Below are 25584 nucleotides of genomic sequence, written 5' to 3'. Positions count from 1 at the left end.
ACTAAGAGAATTTTTGCATGTTTTTAATCGACACTTGCTCATTGAGTGTCCAAAAATCATACAGCACACCAATTAAGAAAAAGCCACCGGTAAATAGGTAAATAAAGCCGGTGATCCATTTACCCATGTACATACGGTGAATGCCAAACACACCCAGAAAGGTCAGTAATAGCCAGGCAATGGTAAAATCCGTGGGGCCACTGCGAAAACGGAGATCGGCTTCTTTATCCATGGAAGGAATCAAGAACAAATCCACAATCCAGCCAACGAAGAACAGGCCTAGGGTGAAAAACCAGAGGGTGCCAGTTACCGGTTTTCCATAGTAAAACCGGTGGGATCCGAGAAAACCAAAGATCCAGAGTAAGTAACCAACAAATTTACTGTGGGTATCATTCATGGCTTGGTCCTATTGCAGTGAAAAGAATACTAATGGCTTGGAGTGCCTGCGTGGCAAATGGTTCCTACTGACGCCAAAACAGTGGTGTTTGGATGACGTTTGGTAACAATTATTCCCGCTCTGCCAATTGACTTCACCACCAGAGACTCTAGCATGATAACGGTCTTAAACCACAGATGATGCGATGATGAAAAAATTACTCTCTGTTGCAGCCTTGATGGTTGTCTTTGTTGTGACAGCGCCTTACGCAGAAGCGAAACGCTTCGGCGGCGGCAAGTCTTTTGGTAAAAGCTTTAAAACCGCGCCTGCGCCAAAAAATACCACCACTAATACCAACACCCTCAAACAGAATACCTCGAAAACAAGTAAAAAAGGGCTCGCCGGTGGTTTACTCGGCGGTTTGCTCGCCGGTGGTTTGTTGGCCGCATTCTTCGGCGGGGCGTTTGAGGGTATCCAATTTATGGATATCTTGATTCTAGGCCTGATCGCCTACTTTGCCATGAAGTTTCTCCGCGGGCTCACCCAAGCCAAAGCAGGGGCTCAGGCGCAAGGGCCGGCCTACGCGGGGCAACACAAAGGTTATTATCATGAAAAGCCTCATGCATTTCGACAAAACGCGGCAGGCACAGGCGCGACGTCAGGTGGGTTTGGGGGCATGCAAAACGATGTGCCATTTAACTTTCCGCCTCAGTTCGACATGCAAAGTTTCTTGAGCGGTGCCCGTGAGCATTATCGGATTTTGCAAGGTGCATGGAACCATAACGAGCTTGAGAAAATTCAAGAGTATGTGACGCCTGAGCTTTATAACGATCTCGCCGCCGAGCGTGCACGATTGGGCAGTGAACAACACACTGAAGTCATGTATGTGGATGCCGAGATTGTTCGCGCCGATTATGACAGCCGCAGGGCACAATTGAGCTTAAAATTCACCGGTCGTTATTGTGACCGCGTGGAGGGGGTCGAAGAAGACATTACGGATATTTGGCACTTAGAACGTGACTTAAGCCAGCCCAATGCACCTTGGCTAATCGTAGGCATTCAAAGCTAACAAGCTCGCGGTGAAAACACGCTGATAGATAAAGCGCTGGCTAAGATAAGCCAGCGTTTTTTTATGTCGCCGCTTCCAGATAAATAAGGTTATCGAGCGCTTGCTGGTACGTATCACCACATACCTCGGGATCCGCATCGAATGCGGCACACACCTCGGGGCGGGCGTCGGATCCAAACAGCTGACAGAGGTTGCGTTCATCCAGCTGTACACAACGGGTGTTAGCAGGTTTACCGTTTGGCATACCGGGGATCGGTGACGAAATGCTAGGCGCGATACAGCAAGCGCCGCAGCCAAGACGGCACGAAAATGGCGATGAAGTTGGCATCATCATAGCCTCCGTCAACGTGCAAAGTCGGGCACTCTACCACTCACTTTTGGACTATCCAACCCACGCAAAGGCTTGCTTGCACTTTACGGCTATGATGGTTATAACAAGCGCGCAATGTCGTTGCCGTGAAAAGGCGGCAATAAAAAAAGAGATTAAACACCATGAGCACGCCTTTTTGGCAACAAAAGACCCTGGCACAAATGAGTGATGAGGAGTGGGAATCACTCTGTGACGGCTGTGGCCGCTGCTGCCTACACAAATTGATTGATGAAGAGACAGACGAGCTTTACTACACCAATGTCGCCTGTAGTTTGCTCGATGATAAAACCTGCTCGTGCAAAGATTATCCCAACCGCTTTTCGTATGAAGAGTCATGTTTGAAGCTTACCCGCGATAAGATTGATGAGTTTTATTGGTTGCCGGAAACCTGTGCCTATCGCTTGCTGGCTGAACATAAACCCTTACCCGAGTGGCATCCGCTGATCACAGGATCAAAGGCGGCGATGCATAAAGCGGGGATCTCGGTAAAAGGCAGCGTGGTGTACGAAATCGATGTGATTGATTGGGAAGATCATATCCAGCTGACTCAGCAACTGCGATAACCCCAGCACGATAACCCCAGCACATTGTCACCCTATGGCGCAGACTCCCCCATTGTTTAATTTCTGTTGTTGGGCATAATGATGGCCAACTCGACAGGAGGTGACATGCAAAGGTACACGCGTCGTTCAAAAGCTGGCTGGGCCCTCGCCATTGCGCTTTGGGTACTGGCGGTGTGTGCTTTGCAAAACCAACTGAGTTGGCAATCAGGGGTACAAGCGACTTGCCAAGCAGTCAATATTAGTGACGTAGAGGGAGCAAAAAGCGCACTGGATAAAAAATGTGCGCTTTCCGAGCAATTAATGCATCCTTCTGCGTTGGCGTTAGACTGGCTACCATCACCGCTTTGGTGGCTGATTGTGTTACTTGCGGTGATGGCAACGTTCCGCCTCTTGGTGGTGTTACCCACCCATGACCCGCCTACCTATCGACGACGGCACCTTTGCTTATGTGTGTTCCGAGAATAAAGCGCCTTTTTCTCAATGGCGTCTTTATTTTTAACAAGGAACAGACTTATGAATCGACTCAATGACTATTGGCACGCTTTTAAACACGGTCATGTTTTGCAAGGCGTTGCTTTACTGCCGCTTTTGTTTTTGTGCTTACTGCTACTCAGCCCGGCGGTACGGGCCACTGCGCCTGATACAGGTTGGCTCAGTAACCCCGACCATCCACCCGTTAAGGCGCGCCTCGCCTTAACCGGACAAGGTCATCCACAGACTCAGCATCTCGATGGGTTGCTCTCTATCCGTTTACAAGGCGACTGGAAAACCTATTGGCGCTCGCCAGGTGAGGGCGGAGTCGCACCGGAACTTATCATCAACGACAGCCAAAACCTGGGTGATATTACCTGGCACTGGCCGGCTCCTAGTCGCCATGAGCTACTTGGCCTGACCATGCTGGGCTACAAAGGGCAGGTGACTTTCCCGCTGACCTTTGAGGTTGAAACCTGGCAACAGCCGGTTTCGCTCGATGCCACCTTGCGCTTGTCCTCGTGCACCAGTGTGTGTGTGATCACTGATTATCCCATCTCTCTCGATTTTACCCCGAGCACGCTTGAGGTGGATGGCGAGCGGATGTATCAGTTCAACCAAGCGATGAGTCAGGTGCCTAAGCCACTTCCCAGTGTGCAGATTGAATCCGCGGTGTGGGATGCCAACCAGCAACAGCTCGCGGTCACTGTGACTGGGAGCCAAGCTTGGCAGCAACCCGATATGCTGGTGGATGGTGATGCCGTTATCGATGATACCTTTGGCGTGCCCAGTATCCACCGTGATGGCGATACCCTGACCGCGACCTTTGATGTCACCAATTGGATTGAGCCCCCCAACCTTACCGATAAACCCATTCAAGTGACTGTCATGGATAAGCAGCTGCTGGCTGAGCACAGCACTACCGTGCGGGCGGGGAGTGTGGTTTCGCAAACCGGATTCTCGATCTGGATGATTGGCGGTATCGCGCTGTTAGGGGGATTGATCCTTAACGTGATGCCCTGTGTGCTCCCGGTGCTGGGTCTTAAGCTCAACAGTATCGTTGCCAACCCAGATGCGACACGTGGCACCATTCGTGGTCAGTTTTTGGCGTCAGCCGCTGGGATTCTGGTGTCCTTTTGGGCGATTGCTGGGTTGTTAATGATCTTAAAACTGACGGGGCAAGCCGTGGGTTGGGGGATCCAGTTCCAAAGCCCGATATTTATTGGGGTGATGACGCTGGTGATTTGGCTGTTCGCCCTGAGCTTATTTGATGTGCTGCGTATTGATTTACCGCCCAGTTGGCAGACGTGGCTAGCGACACGTGGTGGTCACACCCGTAGCGGGCATTTTGTTCAAGGCGTGTTTGCCACATTACTGGCCACACCGTGTTCGGCCCCTTTCCTCGGCACGGCCGTGGCGTACGCGCTGGGTGGGTCGTTGACGGCGCTTTGGCTGATCTTTACCGCGCTCGCGGTTGGTATGGCGCTACCGTGGCTGCTGGTCGCCGCTTTTCCAGGGCTGACGCGCGCATTACCCAAGCCTGGCCCGTGGATGAATCATGTCAAACGGGTCTTTGCGCTGTTGCTGGCCGGCACCACGGTGTGGCTATTCTGGCTGTGGATACCGTACCTCGGTGTGTTAGGCGCAATCGTAATGGGGACGCTGTTGCTGGCTGCCAGTATCTGGCTGACGTATCGTGCCCTCGGCAAGATGGCTGCGATTAAAGGCGCGGCAGGACTGCTGCTGGTCATCGTGCTGGGGCTTATCGGCGCATCATTGACAGCACAGCGGTGGGCAACGCCGCTCAATCCTGACCCGGATTGGGTGAGTCTGGATGAAGCCGCGATCGATCAAGCGGTGGATCAGGGTAAGTTGGTGTTTGTTGATGTCACTGCGGATTGGTGCATTACCTGTCATGCCAATAAGGTGGGGGTAATTTTACAGTCGCCCGTGTATGACACCATTACCGGAACGAATGTGGTGACAATGCAAGGAGATTGGACCCGTCCGAGTGATAGCGTGACTCAGTATTTGCAAAAGCACCAGCGTTATGGCGTACCGTTTAACATTGTGTACGGTCCCGGTGCACCAGAGGGGATCCCCTTACCCGTCATTTTGACTGACAAGGCGGTGATGGCGGCCATTGAGCAGGCGAAAACGCCATGACGGCCAAGCAAACAAAACGGTCTTGGCGTATGCGGGTCAAACGCGGTGCGCGTGACCTGTGCTGGCTCACCGTGTTTGTACTGATATCTAGCACCACGGTGGATTGGTGGCGAAGCCGCGATATCGATACCAGTGAGGTCCCCGTCGCGTCAATGCGTCTGCTGGATGGCCGCCAACAGGATTTGGTGGCGATGTCGCAACACGAACCCGCGCTTGTCTATGTATGGGCAACCTGGTGCGGGGTATGCCGTTTTGTGACCCCCTCGGTAGATTGGTTAAGTGGTCATGCGCAGGTGGTCTCGATCGCGTTACGCTCAGGCTCAAACAAACACATTGCCGGATACCTTGCGCATCATGGTTATGATTTTCCTGTAGTGAACGATCAAAGCGGGGCGCTTTCTAACGCATTTGCGGTGAAAGTGACGCCGACCGTGATGGTGGTCGAGCAAGGAGAAATCACATCAATAACAACAGGCTTCACAACACCGTTTGGCCTATGGTTAAGGCTGGTGTTATGAATTTACACTTATCAAAAGGAAACCCAATGTCCTTATCTCGCTATATCGCCCCACTGTGGGCTCTACTGCTTTTAGCGCTGCCGGTCAGTGCCCACGCGTTGTCGGATACGGAGCAAGCACAACTGGATGAGATTGTCAGCTTGTTAGAAGAGAACCCCAAACTGATCGCCAACCTCAACCAGAGTTTGCAAAAGTTTGTTGAACAGCAAAAAACGTTAAAGGAAAACCTTGCCGCACGTCGTGACTGGTTTGAATCGGACACCCACAGCTGGATTGGCGCTGAAAACCCTGAGGTCACCGTGGTGAACTTTATGGATTACAACTGCCCATACTGTAAAAAACTGGAAGAAGAATTGCAGAAACTGGTGGCCGCGCATGACGATGTCAAGGTGATTAATATTGCTGTACCACTCAAACAGCAGAGTATCGAATCGCTCGGCACTAATTCCGCGGTGTATGCGATGAATGTGTGGCTAGAACAGCCACAGACATTTGCGCAGGTCCATGAATTATTGATGAAAAAGCGCGGTATGCATGATGCGCGCTCGTTAGAGAAAATCGCGCAGAAAACCGGTACCGAAGCATTGCTTGCCGGCAAAGAAATGACCGGAAAAGCGGTCGCAGAGAACTATCGCGCGTTTGTTGAGCTAGGGCTAAGAGGTACGCCCGCGATGATCATTGGCGATCAGGTCGCGCCCGGCTATTTGCCGTACCCACAGCTCGAAGCCATGGTTGAAGCGGCGAGAGCTGAAGGCTAAGCCCTTATCGGCGTCGCTAACGCGTTGAAAGCCAGTCCTATTGCGACTGGCTTTTTTTGTTAGCTGCGCTTTGGTGGAAAAGCTGGCAAAATAGCGCGCCTTAACGGTAAAGGTACGGCATGAGTCACACGAATTATCAATCCCCACGCATTGTATTAGGCCCGATGGAAGGTGTCCTGGACCCCTTAATGCGCAAGCTGCTCACGGAGATTAATCACTACAGCCTCTGTGTCACTGAGTTTGTGCGCGTGGTTGACCAACGCTTGCCGGAAAAAGTCTTTCATCGCTTTTGTCCTGAGTTAGCGCATGGGGGCACCACGACGGCGGGGACCCCGGTTCGTGTACAGCTATTGGGCCAAGATCCAACGGCGATGGCGAGCAATGCCGTCCGCGCGATCCAACTGGGATCGCAAGGCATTGATATCAATTTTGGTTGTCCGTCGAAAACGGTGAATGGCAACCGTGGGGGCGCGGCGTTGCTCAAAACTCCGGAGCACATGTTTGATGTGGTTAAAGCGGTGCGCGATACGGTGGATCCTGCCTATACGGTGAGCGCCAAAATACGTCTTGGCTTTAATGATCTTGATGATTACTTGTTCATTGCCGAGGCCGTGGCAAAGGCAGGCGCTGATGAGTTAGTGGTTCACGGACGTACCAAGCGCGATGGCTACAAAGCGGGTACCATTCGTTGGGATTTAATTGCTGACATTAATCAACACGTGCCCATCCCAGTAACGGCTAATGGCGATATTTGGCACCGTGAGGATGCACTGCGCTGCCAAGCAATGACCGGCTGCGATACCTTAATGGTGTGCCGTGGTGCGTTAAACATGCCCAATTTGGGCCAGCACATCCGTGATGGCGTTGCACCGATGCCTTGGCCTGCGGTGCTAGCATTGCTGGTTCGCTATACCGAGCAAGAACGCCAAGGTGATAAGGCGCAGTATTTCCCCAACCGCATCAAGCAATGGTTCAAGTATTTGCGCCAATATTATCCCCAGGCTGATGCCTGCTTTAAGGTGATTCGCGTTCTTAATCGCGCCGATGAGATAGTGCGTGCACTCGATAAAGCACGTGAACAAACAGAATTGATGACACAGGAAAGTTTATGTCAACACTAATGACGCTCTCTGAGCACTGGGACGGTATGCCTGCCAGCTTTGTGGAAGGTGCACTGCTGGCCGCGAACATTTGTCCGGCTCCTTTAGACCCTGACACTTGGCTGTCGGTATTAGTGACCGCAGGGGTAGAAGACGACGAGGAGGCGGCCGGTCTCCATCCAGACGATAAACAGTCAGTGCTGGCGCACCTCGAGCAGCAATATCACGCCTTGATGCGTAATGATTATGTATTGCCGGATAGCTTGATGTTGTCGATGCGCGGTGAGCACGCCCAAGCTTTCGCCGAGGGTTTTTTAGCGGTGTGGCCCTATGTTGAGCCGCATTGGCACGATGTGAGCATGAATGATGGCAGTCGCCGGATGTTATCCGCCTTAGTCACTAGCATGCTGCTGCTGCACGATGAAGCAGGCACGTTAGCGCAGATGAAAGAGGTTGGCATTGATGTTGAGCCGGGCCAATATATGGATCAACTGGATTTAATGATCCAAGACGTGGCGAAAGCGGCGGATGAAGCGCAACAAGGCACGCATGGTGCGCACCAGGTTAACCCATTTAAGTCGATAGGTCGCAACGATCCTTGCCCATGTGGCAGTGGTGCCAAGTTCAAAAAGTGCTGTGGGCGTTAATGACATGAAATCGTTAAAACAATCCTCGCCAATACGTGTTGTGGCCGGCGTTGCCATGCGCGACAAGCAAGTGCTGGTGGCCCAACGGCAGCCAGATGCGCAGTTTATTAGTTGGTGGGAATTTCCCGGCGGCAAAGTCGAGCAAGACGAGACTGACCAGCAGGCTCTCAAACGCGAGTGGCGTGAAGAATTTGGGGTAGAGATCCATGTCGGGGCACCGATTGTGGAAACCGAATTCAACTACGGCGACAAGGTGATCTTATTGTGCAGTTTTTGGTGTGACATCCTTGATGGACCGCCTGTGCTACACCAACATCAGGCCATCTATTGGTGTGAGCCTCATCGCCTTGATGCTGGGGTTTTTAGTGGCGCAGATCGCCCCTTAATCAAGTTGCTTTGTGAGCGGTTCAACCGTGTCGCAAGGAGCGAAAGCGCCGATGAAGCCGGCGCTATCTTGCACGATCCGTCACCCGCCATTATGAAAAAATGCGGCGTGGGGGGCGGCCAATAAACTGGGCAATTACCACTAGCGCCCAGACAACTAACATCGCGGAAAAGATCCCCACTAGCCATTGGGGCATCGACCAGCCTAGCCACTGCCACACCACTTTGCTGCAATCACCGTAGGCTTCAAAGACGGATGGCAGCCATTGGTTGAGTGGCGCCCAAGTAGGGAAGTTCACCGCCACATCGCAGGTGGCACCGAACAGTTGGTTCGGATCAGGAAATTGATAACTGACGTGCTCTAATGAGAGCTTGAGCGCCCATCCAGCTGTGACGCCATAGCCAAGCAAGCCGAGAGTACGCCAAAAAGGGTCGTTGGGCGCGATTAAACCCAGCAAGGCAGCCACGCCAATTCCAAATAGGGCAACGCGTTCATAAATACACATCACACAAGGTGCCAGCCCTTGATAATGTTGAAAGTAAAGCGCGGTGGCTTCCAGCCCCACAACGCATAGAAGCAACAACAGCCAGGACGCTCGGCTGCGAGAAAACTGGTTTAAGGCGCGCCACATAACTCACTCCTGATAAAAAACAAGGCCCTATATTGAGAGCCTTGCTATTCAATCGTTTGTTGAGACGAAGGTCAATGATAGAAGTGCGTTAGTGAGCGCTCGGTATGGCTTGCTGGCCCATGTGGATGGTTTCGGAAATCCAACCTTGGTGTAGCATCCACTCGGTAGCGGGCACCAAGAAAAACTCAATGCCAATCACGCCCAATACGCCCATGACAATGGTATAAGGCAAAGCCATATATACCATGCGCCCGTAAGAAAGGCGTAGCAGCGGCGCGAGTGTTGAGGTGAGTAAGAATAAGAAAGCCGCTTGGCCATTGGGCGTGGCGACCGAGGGTAAGTTGGTACCTGTGTTAATCGCAACGGCTAACATATCGAACTGCTCGCGGCCAATCACGCCATTGAGCAGGGCGGTTTTCACCTCGTTGATATACACGGTGCCGACAAACACGTTATCTGACACCATAGAAAGCAGGCCATTGGCGATATAAAACATGGTCAATTGCAAATGCCCGTCCAGTGACAACACGAGATCAATCACCGGTGTAAATAAGTGCTGGTCAATGATTACTGCGACCACAGAGAAAAAGACCGCCAATAGCGCGGTGAATGGCAGCGCTTCTTCAAAGGCTTTACCGATATGGTGCTCATCGACGACGCCCGTAAACGCGGTGGCAAGGATAATGATACTTAAGCCAATTAAACCGACGGCGGCCAAATGTAAAGCCAATGCAGTGATCAGCCAAACAGCAATGAGTGCTTGCACCACCAACTTGGCGACATCCTGTGGTGTGCGTTTGGCCCGCTGTGCGTTATCGTATCCCACCAAAATTTTTAATACGTTTTGCGGTAGGTGTGCGCCATAGCCAAACCAGCCAAACTTTTCGACCAGCGCACAGGTCAGCAAGCCGGCAAAGAAAACCGGTAGCGTGACCGGAGACATGCGTAAAATAAACTCGCCAAAATGCCAGCCGGCTTGGTCAGCTATGATCAGGTTTTGCGGCTCGCCGACCATGGTCATCACCCCGCCTAGTGCGGTACCCACGCCAGCATGCATTAGTAGGCTGCGCAAAAACGCTCGATAGTTTTCCAAATCGTTGCGACTAAGCTCGTCGCTTAAGCTTTCATCCGAGGTATGATCATGGCTAGCGCCGAACTCTTTTCCGGACGCGACGCGGTGGTAAATGGAGTAAAAGCCCACGGCGACACTGATCACCACGGCAATTACGGTTAAGGCATCCAAAAAGGCAGAGAGCGCCGCCGCCGCGCCACAAAAGGCCAATGATAAGGCGATTTTCGATCGGATGCCCAACAGGATTTTGGTGAAAATAAACAGCAGTAGCTGTTTCATAAAATAGATCCCGGCCACCATAAAGACGAGGAGTAGCAGAACCTCAACGTTGGCCACTAATTCATGTTTGACTTGTGCGGGACTGGTCATGCCGATGGCGACCGCTTCAATCGCCAATAAGCCACCGGGTTGCAGCGGGTAGCATTTCAGAGCCATCGCGAGGGTGAAAATAAACTCGACCACCAGTAGCCAGCCAGCGATAAAAGGGTCGATCGCGAAAACAATTGGGTTAAGGATCAAAAAGCCAACAATGGCTAGTTTGTACCAATCAGGTGCTTTGCCGAGAAAATTCTTAAGAAACGCAGTTCTGAGTGTCATGGTCTTCGCCATAGTGAAAGTCTCATTGTTATCTATGCCTACCTAGCGCGCGGATGGGCGAGTAACGTGCACCGACACAAACGCCCAATCGGCGAATGGATGCATGGGCACAGTAAGAGGGTGACAGATATCAGTGACGAAGGGTTATCGGGACGCGTGGTTTAACCACAATACGTAGATGGATAGCTTCGTCACGCATAAGTGTGCGCTAGTTTGCCTCAGACATATTTTGTTACATCTTGTGTGGATCAGTTTTGCGATTTATGCCCAGTTTTTCATTGATCTGGTACAAAAAGATAGCAGATGTCACGCGATATCCGGTGATCTCACTCAGCGGTTTCTGCCGGTGGCGTCTAGTGGTATGATGAGTTATTAATCAAAGCAAGAAGCAAATTGGAATTTAGATTCAATGGTTATAAAGGCGGATAGCCCAGCAACATTTGCTGAAAAATATATAATTGAAAGTATTTGGAATAATCACTTTCCTAAAGGCTCCATTTTACCTGCAGAGCGTGAACTGTCTGAACTGATTGGGGTCACTCGCACCACCTTACGTGAAGTGTTGCAGCGCCTGGCGCGTGATGGCTGGTTAACCATTCAACATGGCAAACCAACACGCGTAAATGATTATATGCGTACATCAGGACTAAGCATTCTTGATACGCTGGTCACCCTAGAGGGGCAAGATGTGCATGGTGTGCTTGAGGACTTACTCGCGGCGCGCACCGACATCAGTGGCGTGTACATGCGTTATGCAGCGAAAAACCGAGCTGATGACTGCTTAAACCTTATTGACCATGTGATTAAACGTTGTGAGCAAGTGCTTGAGTGCGAAAGCTTTGAGCAGTTCTTGGGACTTATCGATGAACAAGGTGAAGTCTTAAAAGACGTTAAAAAGATCCAGGACAAATACGGTAAGCAAGATCCCGCCTTGTGCGAGCGCATTTGTATGGGGCGCGCGTTTAATCACTTTGACTATCGTTTGTTCCAAGGGATGGCGCATTTTTCTGGCAACAAGGTGTATGTGTTAACCATTAATGGCATGCGTCAGATTTATTCGCGTGTGGGCGGATATTACTTTATGGATCGCCGCGCCTGTGAAAATGCATTGAGCTTTTACAATGACTTACGTGATATGATAGCCAATAATCAGCACCCAATGATTGGCGATCGAGTCAAACAATACGGACGTGAGTGCGGTGGCTTGTGGTTTAGTAACCGTGAAACAATTGCGGCACATATGGCTGAAGAAGAAGCCTAACGCGATCCAATGAGTGAAACCATGTGTATAAGAAAAGCCGCCATGCTGATGACCATGGCGGCTTTTTTATGGATGGCTCGACAAGGTTAGTGGCTGCCCATCAAGATGTCAGGATCAAACTGCGGCCGCTTGGGGCAGCTACTCAGTATTTTTCCGCGTCCTTCACTGGTTTCCTCTTCGAGGATCACTTCAAACCCCCACAGCCGATGGACGTGCTTGAGCACCTCTTCATAAGACTTCGCGAGTGGGATCCGGTTATGAGGGACATAGCGAAGCGTGAGTGAACGGTTGCCACGTAAATCGACATCGAAGACTTGAATATTCGGTTCGCGATTACTGAGATTGTACTGCGCGGAGAGATCTTCACGTAATTGGCGATAACCTTGTTCATTATGAATACTGGTCACTTCAATGTAGCTTTGCCGGTCATCGTCATTGACGGCAAAAAACTTCATATCCCGCATCACTTTAGGCGAGAGAAACTGACTGATGAAACTTTCATCTTTAAAGTTGGCCATCGCAAAATGAACGGTGTCGAGCCAGTCTTTCCCGGCGATATCGGGAAACCAGTACTTATCCTCCTCAGTGGGATTTTCGCAAATGCGACGAATATCTTGGAACATGGCAAACCCGAGTGCGTAGGGGTTAATGCCGGAATAGAACTGACTGTTGTAAGGCGGTTGTGCCACCACATTGGTGTGGCTATGTAAAAACTCCATAATAAAGCTATCAGTCACCAGCCCCTCATCATAAAGGTGATTCAGGATGGTGTAGTGCCAAAATGTCGCCCAGCCTTCGTTCATCACCTGAGTTTGCTTTTGCGGGTAAAAATACTGGCTGACCTTGCGCACTATCCGCACGATTTCTCGCTGCCATGGCTCAAGCAGTGGAGAGTGCTTTTCAAAAAAATACAACAGGTTCTCTTGTGGCTCGGCAGGGAAACGGCGTTTTTCTTCTTCTTGCTCTTTTTGGCCACTCGGGATGGTACGCCAGAGTTCATTGACTTGCGTTTGCAGGTAGTCTTCTCGGGCTTTTTGGCGTGCTTTTTCTTCGGCAAGAGAGATCTTTTGTGGCCGCTTATAGCGATCGACCCCATAGTTCATCAGGGCATGGCAGGAATCGATCAGGTTTTCTACTTCTGCCAGGCCGTACTTTTCTTCACATTCACTGATGTAATTTTTTGCAAACAGCAGGTAATCAATAATGGAGCCTGCGTCTGTCCAAGTTTGAAACAGGTAATTGCCTTTGAAAAAGGAATTGTGGCCATAACAGGCGTGTGCCATCACCAGCGCTTGCATGGTGATGGTGTTTTCTTCCATCAAATAAGAAATACACGGATTGGAGTTAATCACTATCTCGTACGCGAGCCCCATGTACCCGTGTTTGTAGTTGCGTTCGGTCTCGATAAATTTTTTACCAAACGACCAATGATTGTAATTGATGGGCATCCCGACGCTTGAGTAAGCATCCATCATTTGCTCAGCGGCAATGATTTCGATTTGGTTTGGATAAGTATCCAGCTTGTAGTGTTCAGCGACGCGTTTGATTTCCTTGTGATACTGCTCGAGCAGGTCAAAGGTCCAATCGGGTCCATCATGAAGTGGAGTGTTACGTTTACCTTTGGTGACAGCCATACCATGTCTCCCTGATAAAATACGTCTATGCCGGTATGGCGTCAGGCTTCGACCTGACGCTTAAACAATTCGCGGAACACGGGGAAAATTTCCTCCGCTGAGCGAATGTTTTGCATTGCAAAGTTGTCATGGCTTTGCGCCAACGCCTCATATTCACGCCACAGTGTTTGATGCGCGCGGCGGGTGATTTCGATATAGGCGTAATAACGGCTGACCGGCAACAGAGTGTTTTGCAGTAGTTCTCGGCAACCGGGTGAGTCATCGGCCCAATTATCGCCATCCGAGGCTTGTGCCGCATAGACGTTCCATTCTGTCGGGTCATACCTATCTTTGATGATTTCATCCATCAGACGTAGGGCACTGGATACAATGGTGCCGCCGGTCTCCTGTGAGTAAAAAAACTCGTGCTCATCGACTTCTTTCGCCTGCGTGTGGTGGCGAATAAAGACCACCTCTACGTTTTTATAGGTGCGTGTAAGGAAAAGATAAAGCAGGATATAAAACCGTTTCGCGATATCTTTGGTCGCTTGATCCATCGAGCCGGACACATCCATTAAGCAAAACATCACGGCTTGGCTACTTGGCTGTGGCCGCTTTTCGTAGTTTTTATACCGTAAGTCAAAGGTATCGATGAACGGAACCGCGGCGATTTTACGCTTCAATGCCGTGATTTCTTCTTCGAGTCGTTTCACTTCAAGCGGTTGTGCAGGCTCGGCCTCGCGCACGCGCTCAAGCGCCTCTTCAAGCTCTGCCAGCTCTCGGCGTTTGCCGGCTGACATCGCCGTGCGTCGTGCCAGTGAGTTTTGTAGTGAACGTACAATGGCAATATTCGAGGGCACCCCATTTGAGGTGTACCCCGCGCGATGCGTTTTGTACTCCACCATTTTATTCATTTGGTTTTTCTTCAGGTTCGGAAGCTCAAGATCCTCGAACAAGAGATCCAAATATTCGTCTTTTGATATTTGAAAGACGAACTCATCTTGACCTTCGCCATCAGGACTGGCTTGTCCTTCTCCGGCACCGCCCCCTTCGCCACCAGGGGGACGAGCGATACGATCCCCTGGGCTAAACTGATCATTACCAGGGTGGACAGCATCACGCTGTCCCCCTTTGCCTTGGTGGAAAGTCGGTTCACGAATGTCACGAGAAGGGATAGAAATATCCTCTCCACTTTCAACATCCGTGATCGAGCGGTTGTTGACGGCGTCAGCAATGGACTCTTTAATTTGCCGCTTGTGTCGGCGTAAAAAGCGTTGTCGATTGACAGTGCTTTTATTTTTGCCATTGAGACGACGATCAATAAAATGCGCCATATCTCTCTCCCGTCATCTGCGTCAGCCCGAGGGCTACGATGATTTACGCACGCGCAAATACCACTCTGCGAGCAAGCGAACTTGCTTGCGGGTATAGCCTTTTTCCATCATACGAGCGACAAAGTCGTCGTGTTTCTTCTGCTCTTCGCTCGACGTTTTGGTATTGAAGGAAATCACTGGAAGCAAATCTTCGGTATTGGAGAACATCTTCTTCTCAATGACGGTTTTCAACTTCTCATAGCTGGTCCAAGCTGGGTTTTTGCCTTCGTTATTGGCGCGCGCGCGGAGGACAAAGTTGACGATTTCGTTGCGGAAATCTTTTGGATTACTGATACCAGCGGGCTTCTCGATTTTTTCCAGTTCCGCATTGAGCGCTGAGCGATCAAACAATTGACCTGTGTCTGGATCGCGAAACTCTTGGTCTTGAATCCAGAAATCAGCATAGGTGACATAGCGGTCAAAAATATTTTGCCCGTACTCTGAGTAGGACTCGAGATACGCGGTTTGAATTTCTTTGCCGATAAACTCGATATATTTGGGGATCAAGTAGCCTTTGAGGTGCTCAAGATAGCGTTCAGCGATCTCTTGCGGAAACTGCTCACGTTCAATTTGCTGTTCCAGCACATAAAAAAGATGCACGGGGTTTGCGGCGACTTCTGCGTGGTCAAAGTTAAAGACTCGCGACAAGATCTTGAACGCAAAGCGTGTCGAGAGCCCGTCCATCCCTTCATCGACCCCAGCAAAATCGCGATACTCCTGATAGGACTTGGCTTTGGGATCCGTATCTTTCAAGGTTTCGCCATCATACACGCGCATTTTTGAATAAATGCTAGAGTTTTCAGGATCTTTTAGCCGTGAAAGCACAGAGAAGCGCGCCAATATATCCAGTGTGCTGGGTGAGCAAGGCGCATGGCGTAGCTCACTCGAAGACAGCAGCTTATTGTAGATTCGAATTTCGTCTGACACGCGCAAGCAATAGGGCACTTTGACGATATAGACACGGTCGAGGAAGGCTTCGTTGTTTTTGTTGTTGCGGAACGATTGCCACTCGGACTCGTTTGAGTGTGCGAGAATGATGCCATCAAATGGCAGAGCCGATAGGCCTTCTGTCCCGTTATAGTTGCCTTCTTGGGTGGCGGTCAATAACGGGTGGAGCACCTTTATAGGCGCCTTGAACATTTCGACGAACTCCATCATCCCTTGGTTGGCGCGACACAGCGCACCAGAGTAGGAGTAGGCATCAGGATCGTCTTGTGAATAGTGTTCAAGCTGACGGATATCAACTTTACCCACCAAGGACGAGATATCTTGGTTGTTTTCATCCCCAGGTTCTGTTTTGGCCACCCCGACTTGGTTGAGAATCGATGGGCGCAGTTTCACCACTTTAAACTGGCTAATGTCCCCACCAAACTCTTTCAACCGCTTCGCCGCCCAAGGTGACATAATATGGCGAATATAACGATGGGGAATATCGTACTCTTTCTCGAGTAGATGGCCGTCTTCCTCGGCATCAAACAGACAAAATGGGTGATCGTTCACTGGACTACGTTCGCCGTTCGCCGTCAGCACGTAGATAGGCATTTGCTGCATCAAGCTTTTCAGTTTTTCAGCCAAGGACGACTTACCGCCCCCGACCGGGCCCAGCAAATAGAGAATTTGTTTACGCTCTTCCAACCCTTGGGCGGCGTGCTTGAGGTAAGAGACGATTTGCTCAATCGAGTCTTCCATGCCATAAAAGTCTTCAAAGGTTTTATAGCGGGAAATCACTCGGTTGGAAAAAATACGGCTGAGTCGAGGATCAAGCGAGGTATCAATCTTTTCAGGTTCGCCAATTGCCATCAGCAAACGCTCTGCCGCGTTGGCATACGCGCCGCGATCCTCTCGGCAAAGATCCAAGAATTCCTGAAGGCTCATTTCCTCGTCTTTCGCTTCTTCGTAACGCTGACGATAGTGATCGAAAATAGTCATGGTCCTGCCCCCTAAATCGTCTAATAACTCAAAAAGAAAAGGTGCAAAATTGGCTGAATGGTCCCTTTCCTTTTAATAAGGTTAGACCTGATTTGCCGATTTTGCGTGAAAGAATTGTTTGTTTTTTCGATAATTTTTGTTGCCGTATCCGTACACTTGTCTTGTCAAGATATTGACAGCTGGCGTTCAAGCGAGTGAGGTATGCTAACGGTGATAGTTTTACCCGTTAGGGCGATTAGACTGACGGTTGCCAGCCGTCAAACAAGAAGGGAATAGATGATGAACATAGCGAGAGAAACGGCTTGGGTCGCTTGCGCCTTTATGCTAGCCACCGGCAGTGCTTACGCGGAGACGCGTGTTTCTGCTGGTGTGATAGGCGCATTTTCACCTCAGGTCTATAAAGACACGGATACCGACCCGCTTGTGGTCCCCACGGTCAATGTTGATACCGACCATTTTTATTTTCGCGGGCTGACGGCAGGTGCAAGGCTAGCCCCGAAAGATTCAACACACAATCTTGTTTTATCAGCGACCTATGATCCACGCCGTTTTGACCCCGCCGATACCGATGATCCGCAACTGAGCCAGCTCGACAAACGTGATACGTCGATTGTGGCGGCGTTAGCTTATCAGTACCACTCGCCGATAGGTCGTTTCCAGGTGCTGGCTGGGGAAGGCGTCACGCATGACAGAGACGGGGTGTATGGCGAAGTAAGCTGGAAATATGGCTTTAACCACGCTCGTTGGGGCGTATCACCGGAAGTGGGTTACTCCTATAACAGCCATGAGCTCAATCAGCACTTGTATGGGATCAGCGAAGACGAAGCGGCACGGTCGGGGTTATCTGCTTATGAGCCGGGTTCGGCTGGCCATTATTTTATTGGTGCCAGTGGTTATTTTATGCTGACCGAGCGTATTCAGCTAATGGGTGGTGTGCGCTACACCAATTTGGATGATGATATTGCCGATAGCCCAATGGTGGATCAATCTACCGCCGCGTCGGGTTACTTGGGGGTAAACTATATTTTTATGTAGTTTTACCCATTAAAACAGGCCGCTTGGGTGTATAGCGGCCTGTGACGCGCGCTTAGCTTGAGTGGCGCTCATCCATTAACCTGGTTGCTAACGTGTAGCTTTGTCCTGGATGGACAACTTGTGTGGGCTGTTCAATCGCCGCTTCAACACAGACAAATTTGAGGTATCCGTTATCGTCCATATCCGCCATCTGAATGGACGCCGCTTGGCCTGGATTCCAGACGACGGCGCTGGTTGCCCCTTGGTTGTTGACCTTGAGACGGCGGTTTCCCACTGGATCGGTTAAGGTGAGGGTGTCGTTAGCCCCCGTATAAATCCTATCAACTGGCTCCTCGAAGGTCACTTTCCCCGTCGCTGGCACGGCGTTGCCTGCCGCAAAGTTGTCAAGATACTGACAACCGAGCCCTTCCACGTTGGCTTGCTCGCTGTCTTCTACCGCAAGGTAGCTGTGCAAGGCGCCACCCATGGTCCAAGGGTGTTGGTCTGTATTGGTCACGGTTAGGGCGATGTCGGCGTGATGAGTGAGCGTAAAGGTCACTGTCGCCTGAAAACAATGTGGCCATAGTGCTCGCGAAGCGTCTGAGTCGGATAACTGCAGTTGAATGGTGACGCCTTTCGCTGTTTCTTCAATGTTCGCTAACTGCCACATTTGACGACGAGCAAAGCCATGAGAAGGTTGCCCGGTGTGACCAAACCATGGCCAGCAAATGGGTACACCACCTCGTAAGGGGGTGTTGGCATCATAGATAGCGTTATCACTCATCCAAGTCAGTGACTTTTCACCTGCAGGAGCAAACGTGATGAGGTGTCCGCCGAATAGGCTAATAGTGGCTGAACACGCAGGGTGAGTAACACGAAGAATCGGAACGGACTGGCGATAGCACAGATCGACAGATGCAGAAAGTTGACGCTCAACATGCAGAGTGGGAGAAGTCATAGCCTGATCCTCTTGGGTAAGTGTTCCTTAATCAGTTATCGAAGACACGTTCACAGAAAGCGTGGTCCCGAGTCATGGGGCCTGATAAACAAAAGGCGGCCAATGGCCGCCTTTACGTTGGATAGGGTTACATGCGCATTACTTAGCGATGTGTGCAACCAGATCCAATACTTTGTTTGAGTAGCCGATTTCGTTGTCGTACCAAGAAACCACTTTCACGAAGTTGTCAGTCAGTGCGATACCTGCTTTGGCATCAAATACTGATGTTTGTACTTCGCCGATGAAGTCTTGAGAAACCACGGCATCTTCGGTGTAACCTAGAACACCTTTCAGCTCACCTTCAGACGCTTCTTTCATCGCCGCACAGATTTGGTCGTAAGACGCTGCTTTGTCAAGGTTTACAGTCAGGTCAACAACAGACACGTTGGCAGTTGGTACGCGGAACGCCATACCAGTCAGTTTGCCGTCTAGTACTGGCAATACTTTACCAACCGCTTTTGCAGCACCGGTTGAAGATGGGATGATGTTCTGAGAAGCACCACGGCCGCCGCGCCAGTCTTTCGCAGACGGACCATCAACGGTTTTTTGCGTCGCAGTGGTGGCGTGAACGGTGGTCATCAGGCCAGATACGATACCGAACTTGTCGTTCAGTACTTTCGCGACAGGTGCTAGGCAGTTGGTGGTGCAAGAAGCGTTAGAAACGATGTCTTGACCCGCGTAGTCGTTGTGGTTAACACCCATAACGAACATTGGCGTCGCATCTTTAGATGGGCCGGTTAGAACCACTTTCTTCGCACCCGCTTGGATGTGTTGACGCGCGGTTTCGTCAGTTAGGAAGATACCGGTTGCTTCAGCAACAACGTCAACACCCACTTCATCCCACTTAAGGTCTGCTGGGTTGCGCTCTGCAGTGACGCGTACGGTTTTACCGTTAACGATAAGGTTACCACCTTCTACTTCAACTGTGCCGTTGAAGCGACCGTGGGTTGAATCGTACTTCAGCATGTAAGCCATGTACTCAACGTCGATAAGATCGTTGATTGCTACCACGTCGATGTCGTTACGCTCGACAGATGCACGGAATACGAAACGGCCGATACGGCCAAAACCGTTAATACCTACTTTGATAGTCATTATGTTGCTCCACAACTTAATTTCTAGTGAGATGAAACTGGTAGTAAAATTACAGAATAGGACTCCGCCATGCAAGGGTAATCGCAGCCAAAATTGTTTAAAGTCAAAAAAAAGTACGGATTTTTTTTACATCGCCTAAACATTTGACGCCCTTGCGGCCATGTCTGTATGCGCTTTAACCGCGAGCGATTAACGCATCGGCTGCAGACACGGAGCGACTGCTGGTAATTGTTAGCGTAGAAGTAGAACCGCGATCGTGAAAGTTAAACTGGTATGACAAGCGATAGTCGGGAACAAAGGCGGCCTCATCCGTGCAGCATGCGGGTACAAGGGCTGCACGGAAGTGGTGAGGCTAGCTGTCTACGAGGATGCTTGAGTCTCTTTGTCGATTGCTTGTAGCAAGGTTGCTTCGAACTCACCGTCTTCGATGGCGGCGGCGATCTCGAACGCCAGACGTTGTAGCGATTTTTGCTGCTGCTCTGTCAATGGATAGAGCCGAGCGAGGCGATCACCGCGCGCAATCGGAAGATTGTAACTTTCCCCCACTTTTGCCCACAAGTAAGCATGTTCAAAGCGTTTTAGCGCATGATTAGTGGTCGCCAGTGACTTAATTGCTTCTGGGATCACCTCTTTGCGAACCGTGTCATTCTCACCGTCATAAAGCGACAATGCATGGAGTAGGATCTCTACCGTTTTCGCTTTGTTGCGTGACACATAATAGGTGGCAAGTCCGAGCTGCAATTGTGGCGTTTCGAGGTGGCGTGTTCCCTCTAGCTTTAAAAACTGTGGTAACGCACTGTTATCGCCTTGAGACCAGCGATAGTAAATCACGGGCGGTTGGTAAGATTCTTTCAGTTCGTTCTCTAGTCGCTCAATGGCGTCGTAAGCATGATATACCGCCTCGGTACGCTTAGTTTTGCGTTCTTTTAAGGTGGTGGGCTCAATTTCTGCCACCAGTTCCATGCAGCGCAGGTAGACTTTGGTTTGTTTAAGCTCGGCCAGCTTGTTCATATCGGTGGGGTTTTGATAGACAGATAAGCGATCGAAAATCAAATCAGAGCGCTCAAATCGGCATTGCCCATCACCGGTGTTCAGTCCTGCACATAGCTCTGGGTGGGTTTCGCAGACTTGATTCGTGGTCGGTTCACCTTCACAGCCGGCGAGTAGCAGTAAACTCGCAATCAGACCCAATGGGTAAAAACAACGCGTGAGTAATCGTAAATCCATGGTTTATCGTATCCTGAGTCAGTTGCGATGAGTATACGTGATCTTTGAGTGTAGTTGATGGTCTAAAGCGTGATAAAGCGCACTGAACCAAGCATGCCGTCCACCCACCAAGTTCAGGCATAATAGTTCAATGAGGATCGCCAAGAGGTAATCATGGATATTGAACAAGTGTTAAAGGCAATGACGCCTGAAGTATATGATCGGTTGTGCTATGCCGTGGAGACGGGCAAATGGCCAGACGGTACCAGCTTAAACCAAGCGCAACGTGACCAAGCCTTGCAAGCCGTTATGTTGTATCAATCACGTCACAACAGCCAGCCCCAACACATGACCGTCGCGAAAGGGGGCAATGTGACGTGGAAATCGAAAGCGGAACTGAAGCGTGAATTCGCTCGTCCAGACGAAGCTCGGATTGAGGTTACGACTCAGGACAGTCACACAAAGCACTAGCGATCAGCGATCACGGCGATGGCCGCATCTATCATTGAATCGGCCATTAGCGTGCTGATACCTAGATCGTCGCTAGGCTAATCGGGCTGGCGAAAAACGGCGTCAATTGATGATTTTCTTCCTGCGCATAGGCATTGAACAAAGGGTGTTGGTCGAGGGCTGAGAGGTAATCACTCAGTGCGGCGAATCGGTCGTCCAGCACCAATCCTGCCATTTTTGCGCAACGAAACAGACTCCACACACTGATACTCGCCATCGTCACTGTCTGGGTGGGCATTGCCTTTACCTGCTCACCTAAATATTGGCAGCATGCGGGTAATGTTTGCAGGGCTTGGTTCACCGCTTGGTGATCCACCGTTTTGTCTAAAATATGCCCGCGTACTACCCGCTGATAAAACAAGGTATCTGTGATTAAGGGATCAAGCTGATAGCGACAAAACCATTCAATCCAGCGAATCTCGGCGCGATGGGTGGGGTTACCGGGATAAAGCAGCGGATCAGGATAGGCATCATCTAGGTAGGCCGTAATCACTGTGTCTTGGTAAATGGTATGTGATGCTTCGGCGAGCGCGACCACCGTTTGCATCGGTGGGTGATGAATGACACGTTCATGCGCCTCAAAGGGCGAGGTAGGCGCGAGTTGATAGGTGAGATGTTTCAATCTCAATGCGAGTGCGATCTTCCTTGTATGCGGCGACAATGAGTCACCATGTAATACCCTCATTTTGCGCTCCTTTGAGTGGCAACCAATATAAAATGATTGGCTCTGTCTATACGTTAGCAAATAAAAACGCCGGCAACCTTGCCGGCGTCACACACTGAGTGATTTGCTTGGATAGCAACGCATCAGTAATAGCTGAGTTCACCGCGGAGATCTTTTTGTACCAAGGTACGCAGGGTCTCGAACGGCAAGGACTGACTAAGCAGGAAATGAAGCTTAGCCAACGCCGCTTCTGGCGTCATGTCGTAGCCGCTCAATACGCCAGCGTCAGCCAATGCACAGCCTGTGGCATAACCGCCCATATTCACGCGTCCCGCCAAACACTGGGTCAAGTTAAGCACCAAGACGCCACGATCGGTGGCTTGTTTGAGCAAGTCCAGTAGTTCGGGCTGCTGGGGCGCATTGCCCACCCCAAAGGTTAACAAAATCATGGCATTGACCGGCTGCTTGAGTGCGTTTTTCACCACATCGGGAGAGATACCGGGGTACATCATGATCACCGCAACCGGTTGATCATTGATGGTATGCACTTTAAACGGGCCGACGGATGGCTGGTTAAGCTTATCTGCTTTTACCTCGATATGAATGCCGGCTTCAAGCAGCGCGGGTAGGTTGGGCGAGGTAAAGGCATTAAAGCCATCGGCATGGGACTTGGTACTGCGATTGCCACGTAATAACTGGTTATTGAAAAACAAGGTCACTTCATTGACCGGATAATTGGCCGCAATATGAAGTGCATTTAATAGATTGGCTTGCCCATCTGAGCGTAACTCTGCGATCGGAATTTGCGAGCCGGTCACGATCACTGGCTTTTCTAGGTTTTCAAGCATGAACGACAGGGCTGACGCGGTGTAAGCCATGGTGTCGGTACCATGTAAGATCACAAAGCCATCGTACTGATGATAATTCTCGCCAATATCGTCCGCAATCCGTTGCCAATCCGTTGGCGTCATATCCGATGAATCAATGAGTGGTTCGTACTCATGAATAGTAAAAAGCGGCATTTCTGGACGATGGAATTCGGGCATTTTCTCCAATTGTTGTTGAAGAAAACCTGACACAGGGACATACCCATGATCGGATTTTTGCATACCGATCGTGCCACCTGTGTAAGCGATATAAATGTGTTTACGTTCCATCATGTCAAATCTGCATTAAATGAGCGTGGGCACAGTATACATGTAACGATTACATCGATAACACCGAGCGGCACACAGAATAGAAGAAAAACAGGAAAAAGCCCTGACTGTCTGGTCAGGGCTAGTCGATTTTATTGGTACTGACAGTTCAAGCAGAATAAGTAACGCCCTTGCGGGTCGTTAAATTTTTCCAACAAGGTCAATGACTGCCACTGTGGTGACGACGCCAGTTGTTGCGCTATCGATGGCATGTTCGCCTGGACCGTCTTGCCAAGCACACTCGCACTTTGTCCGAGCATGTCATTAATAAACTGCTCGAAGGGTGTGAGTGGCTGTTGCATCCAATCGAGCTGGTAGTTCTCAATGCCAGCGAGTTCGGCAGCGGTTGATACCGCATCGTCAAAGTCACCTAACTTATCCACTAGGCCGAGATTCAATGCGTCTTGTCCCGTCCAGACGCGGCCTTGCGCGACCTGATCGGCTTGTTCCATCGACATGTTACGGTGGTTACTGACAACGGAGAGGAAGCGGTGATAGCCGTGCTCGATGCCGAGTTGCATGATTTCTCCTACCTCATCAGGGAGAGCGCGAGTCAGCCCCACTCCGGCAAACGGGGTGGTGCCCACACCATCCGACTGGATACCCAAATCATCTAGCGTGTTCTCAAAGGTAGTGAATAGGCTAAAAATACCAATTGAACCAGTGATCGTCGTCGGTTGAGCTATGATTTGGTCGGCACTGGCCGATAGCCAATATCCACCGGAGGCGGCGACGCTTGACATGGAAACCACCACGGGTTTGCCTGCCTCACGCAATGCATCCACCTCATTACGAATGACTTCAGAGGCGAAAGCGCTGCCTCCCGGGCTATCAACACGTAGCACCACGGCTTTAACGCTGTTGTCTAGGCGCGCATCGCGAAGCAAGGCTGCGGTGGTATCCCCCCCCACCGTACCCGGGCGTTGTTGCCCGTCCATGATGGGGCCGCTGGCGACGACGACGGCAATGTTATTGTTGCCTGGCAAGCTAAACCCATTTTGTATCTTCGGCAGGTAATCGTAATAACCTGTGTATTCAAAGCTGTCTTTGCCATCGCTCCCGAACGTCTCGGCGAGATAGCGACGGATTTGCTGGCGCGTCATTAACTTATCGACGATTCCCACGTCTTTAGATAACGCGGCGAAGTCACCTTCGAAACGGCGTAATCGCGTGAGGAGTTGCTCAGCGCTGGGAGACAGCATATCAGCTTGGATACCGCGGTTCTCCGCGACATCGCGCACATAAGCATCCCACAGCTGAGATAGCCAGGCTTGATTCGCCTCGCGGGCGGGATCAGACATGTTGTTGCGCGTGTAAGGCTCAACAAACGATTTATACGTCCCCACACGGAACACATGGGTAGAGACATCCAATTTATCGAGTAAGTCCTTCCAGTAAAGGTTGTAGCTGCCATAGCCTTGCAGCATCACCATGCCATCAGGTGACATCAACACTTCATCGGCATAGCTGGCCAAATAGTACTGGCTTTGGCTATAGGTGCCGCCGATGGCAATCACGGGTTTGCCACTCTCTTTAAACGTATTGATGGCTTTGGCGATATACCTCAGCTTGGTCAAGCTGGTGGACGGCATGTCGCCTAGGCTGAGTACAATCCCATTGATCTGCTCGTCGGTGGCGGCATGGCGTATGGTGTCGACAATGTCAAACAACACATTTTCACTTTCAACCGGCTGGCCGAGCGCGTTGCGCGACAGCGTATCAATTGGGCTAAGCCGTTGACGCTGTTCAACAATCGGGCCATCAATATTCAGCAAAAGCGCGCGTGGTTCGGGATCAGACTGTGCCACCTTCACGGACTCTGCCTCTTTTTTGGGCGTTAGGGGTGTTTCTGAGGTGAGCGCAAAGTAGATGGCAACAATCACGCCTATGAAAAGGACGTTTAACAAAAGCTGCCGCGCGAAACTGAGCGCACGCCACAGCCATTTAAAAAGGGATGCAATAAAGCGGAACAGTTTTTTCATACTTGAGTCCATCGGTGCATG

General features: G+C 50.6%; 25 protein-coding genes. 12 read left to right on the top strand and 13 right to left on the bottom strand.

The genetic code is table 11. The annotated features are described in order from the left end of the window. Position 1: 1 nt before the first annotated feature. Positions 2 to 397 (bottom strand): NINE protein, encoded by a 396-nt coding sequence (locus BZG72_RS00670; RefSeq protein WP_046075271.1) that lies wholly within the window; start codon positions 395 to 397, stop codon positions 2 to 4. A gap of 187 nt (positions 398 to 584) precedes the next feature. Here BZG72_RS00670 and BZG72_RS00665 point away from each other — a divergent pair, with 187 nt between their 5' ends. Continuing rightward, positions 585 to 1445: a Tim44 domain-containing protein gene (locus BZG72_RS00665; protein ID WP_077578052.1), complete on the top strand. Its 861-nt coding sequence runs from the start codon at positions 585 to 587 to the stop codon at positions 1443 to 1445. Positions 1446 to 1506: 61 nt separating this feature from the next. Here the strand turns inward: BZG72_RS00665 and BZG72_RS00660 are convergent, their stop codons facing one another. After that, positions 1507 to 1773 (bottom strand): YkgJ family cysteine cluster protein, encoded by a 267-nt coding sequence (locus BZG72_RS00660; protein WP_077578146.1) that lies wholly within the window; start codon positions 1771 to 1773, stop codon positions 1507 to 1509. A 164-nt stretch (positions 1774 to 1937) separates the two neighbouring features. On the opposite strand from BZG72_RS00660, the gene BZG72_RS00655 reads away from it, so the two are divergent. The 8 genes from BZG72_RS00655 (at position 1938) to BZG72_RS00620 (ending at position 8549) form a co-directional block, all read left to right on the top strand. Beyond that, a complete protein-coding gene (locus BZG72_RS00655; RefSeq protein ID WP_077665865.1) occupies positions 1938 to 2378 on the top strand; it encodes a YcgN family cysteine cluster protein in 441 nt (146 codons plus the stop codon). A 105-nt stretch (positions 2379 to 2483) separates the two neighbouring features. After that, a complete protein-coding gene (locus tag BZG72_RS00650) occupies positions 2484 to 2843 on the top strand; it encodes a hypothetical protein (RefSeq protein WP_046075275.1) in 360 nt (119 codons plus the stop codon). A gap of 48 nt (positions 2844 to 2891) precedes the next feature. Beyond that, entirely contained in the window at positions 2892 to 5015 is a 2124-nt protein-coding gene (locus tag BZG72_RS00645) for a protein-disulfide reductase DsbD family protein (protein ID WP_077665864.1), read from the top strand. Then, complete coding sequence (locus BZG72_RS00640; protein WP_077665863.1) at positions 5012 to 5533, top strand: protein disulfide oxidoreductase; 522 nt, start codon at positions 5012 to 5014, stop codon at positions 5531 to 5533. Before BZG72_RS00645 ends, BZG72_RS00640 begins: the two co-directional genes overlap by 4 nt. Positions 5534 to 5559: 26 nt before the next feature. Next, positions 5560 to 6291 carry a DsbA family protein gene (locus BZG72_RS00635; protein ID WP_046075278.1) on the top strand — a complete coding sequence of 244 codons (732 nt, stop codon included), beginning with the start codon at positions 5560 to 5562 and terminating at the stop codon, positions 6289 to 6291. A 119-nt stretch (positions 6292 to 6410) separates the two neighbouring features. After that, the gene (dusC, locus tag BZG72_RS00630; RefSeq protein WP_077665862.1) at positions 6411 to 7412 is read left to right on the top strand and encodes a tRNA dihydrouridine(16) synthase DusC; all 1002 of its coding nucleotides are present in this window, start codon (positions 6411 to 6413) and stop codon (positions 7410 to 7412) included. Continuing rightward, positions 7400 to 8038 (top strand): SEC-C metal-binding domain-containing protein, encoded by a 639-nt coding sequence (locus tag BZG72_RS00625; protein WP_077578058.1) that lies wholly within the window; start codon positions 7400 to 7402, stop codon positions 8036 to 8038. Before dusC ends, BZG72_RS00625 begins: the two co-directional genes overlap by 13 nt. Before the next feature lie 4 nt (positions 8039 to 8042). Continuing rightward, positions 8043 to 8549: a (deoxy)nucleoside triphosphate pyrophosphohydrolase gene (locus BZG72_RS00620; protein ID WP_077665861.1), complete on the top strand. Its 507-nt coding sequence runs from the start codon at positions 8043 to 8045 to the stop codon at positions 8547 to 8549. Here BZG72_RS00620 and dsbB read toward each other — a convergent pair. Beyond that, positions 8515 to 9054, bottom strand: coding sequence for a disulfide bond formation protein DsbB (gene dsbB, locus BZG72_RS00615; protein ID WP_077578060.1), 540 nt, complete (start codon positions 9052 to 9054; stop codon positions 8515 to 8517). The genes BZG72_RS00620 and dsbB overlap by 35 nt on opposite strands. A gap of 88 nt (positions 9055 to 9142) precedes the next feature. Next, positions 9143 to 10723, bottom strand: coding sequence for a Na(+)/H(+) antiporter NhaB (gene nhaB, locus BZG72_RS00610; RefSeq protein WP_077665922.1), 1581 nt, complete (start codon positions 10721 to 10723; stop codon positions 9143 to 9145). A 409-nt stretch (positions 10724 to 11132) separates the two neighbouring features. Between nhaB and fadR the strand changes: the two genes are divergently transcribed. Then, positions 11133 to 11984: a fatty acid metabolism transcriptional regulator FadR gene (fadR, locus tag BZG72_RS00605; protein WP_046075282.1), complete on the top strand. Its 852-nt coding sequence runs from the start codon at positions 11133 to 11135 to the stop codon at positions 11982 to 11984. Positions 11985 to 12070: 86 nt separating this feature from the next. Here fadR and BZG72_RS00600 read toward each other — a convergent pair whose 3' ends face one another. From BZG72_RS00600 to BZG72_RS00590, 3 genes are read right to left on the bottom strand one after another with little or no spacing between them, the layout of a single operon-like run. Next, positions 12071 to 13618: a SpoVR family protein gene (locus BZG72_RS00600; RefSeq protein WP_046075283.1), complete on the bottom strand. Its 1548-nt coding sequence runs from the start codon at positions 13616 to 13618 to the stop codon at positions 12071 to 12073. Between the two features lie 41 nt (positions 13619 to 13659). Next, a complete protein-coding gene (locus BZG72_RS00595; protein ID WP_046075284.1) occupies positions 13660 to 14931 on the bottom strand; it encodes a YeaH/YhbH family protein in 1272 nt (423 codons plus the stop codon). A 33-nt stretch (positions 14932 to 14964) separates the two neighbouring features. Continuing rightward, entirely contained in the window at positions 14965 to 16899 is a 1935-nt protein-coding gene (locus BZG72_RS00590; RefSeq protein WP_046075285.1) for a PrkA family serine protein kinase, read from the bottom strand. Between the two features lie 276 nt (positions 16900 to 17175). Here BZG72_RS00590 and BZG72_RS00585 point away from each other — a divergent pair, with 276 nt between their 5' ends. Then, positions 17176 to 17934, top strand: coding sequence for a MipA/OmpV family protein (locus BZG72_RS00585; protein ID WP_046075286.1), 759 nt, complete (start codon positions 17176 to 17178; stop codon positions 17932 to 17934). Between the two features lie 52 nt (positions 17935 to 17986). On the opposite strand, the gene BZG72_RS00580 is transcribed toward BZG72_RS00585, so the two are convergent. From BZG72_RS00580 to BZG72_RS00570, 3 genes are all read right to left on the bottom strand, one after another. After that, on the bottom strand, positions 17987 to 18871 hold the full coding sequence (locus BZG72_RS00580; RefSeq protein WP_077665860.1) for a D-hexose-6-phosphate mutarotase: 885 nt from the start codon (positions 18869 to 18871) through the stop codon (positions 17987 to 17989). 138 nt (positions 18872 to 19009) lie between these two features. Then, entirely contained in the window at positions 19010 to 20005 is a 996-nt protein-coding gene (gene gap / locus BZG72_RS00575; protein WP_046075288.1) for a type I glyceraldehyde-3-phosphate dehydrogenase, read from the bottom strand. 360 nt (positions 20006 to 20365) lie between these two features. Next, complete coding sequence (locus BZG72_RS00570; RefSeq protein ID WP_046075289.1) at positions 20366 to 21232, bottom strand: DUF2989 domain-containing protein; 867 nt, start codon at positions 21230 to 21232, stop codon at positions 20366 to 20368. Positions 21233 to 21385: 153 nt separating this feature from the next. Here BZG72_RS00570 and BZG72_RS00565 point away from each other — a divergent pair, with 153 nt between their 5' ends. After that, positions 21386 to 21682, top strand: a complete 297-nt coding sequence (locus tag BZG72_RS00565; protein WP_046075290.1) for a YeaC family protein — start codon at positions 21386 to 21388, stop codon at positions 21680 to 21682. 61 nt (positions 21683 to 21743) lie between these two features. On the opposite strand, the gene BZG72_RS00560 is transcribed toward BZG72_RS00565, so the two are convergent. The 3 genes from BZG72_RS00560 to sppA all read right to left on the bottom strand — a co-directional run bounded on the left by BZG72_RS00560 (position 21744) and on the right by sppA (position 25563). Next, positions 21744 to 22406, bottom strand: coding sequence for a glutathione S-transferase family protein (locus tag BZG72_RS00560; protein ID WP_046075291.1), 663 nt, complete (start codon positions 22404 to 22406; stop codon positions 21744 to 21746). Positions 22407 to 22528: 122 nt separating this feature from the next. Next, entirely contained in the window at positions 22529 to 23542 is a 1014-nt protein-coding gene (ansA, locus tag BZG72_RS00555; protein WP_046075464.1) for an asparaginase, read from the bottom strand. Positions 23543 to 23673: 131 nt separating this feature from the next. Further along, the gene (gene sppA, locus BZG72_RS00550) at positions 23674 to 25563 is read right to left on the bottom strand and encodes a signal peptide peptidase SppA (RefSeq protein WP_077665859.1); all 1890 of its coding nucleotides are present in this window, start codon (positions 25561 to 25563) and stop codon (positions 23674 to 23676) included. Between the last annotated feature and the right edge of the window lie 21 nt (positions 25564 to 25584).

It is taken from the genome of Salinivibrio sp. PR6 (assembly GCF_001995955.1).
In the GTDB taxonomy this organism is placed as follows: Bacteria; Pseudomonadota; Gammaproteobacteria; order Enterobacterales; family Vibrionaceae; genus Salinivibrio; species Salinivibrio siamensis.
The sequence above is the reverse complement of the archived record's forward strand: the minus strand, read 5'-3'. Positions and strand labels throughout refer to the sequence as shown.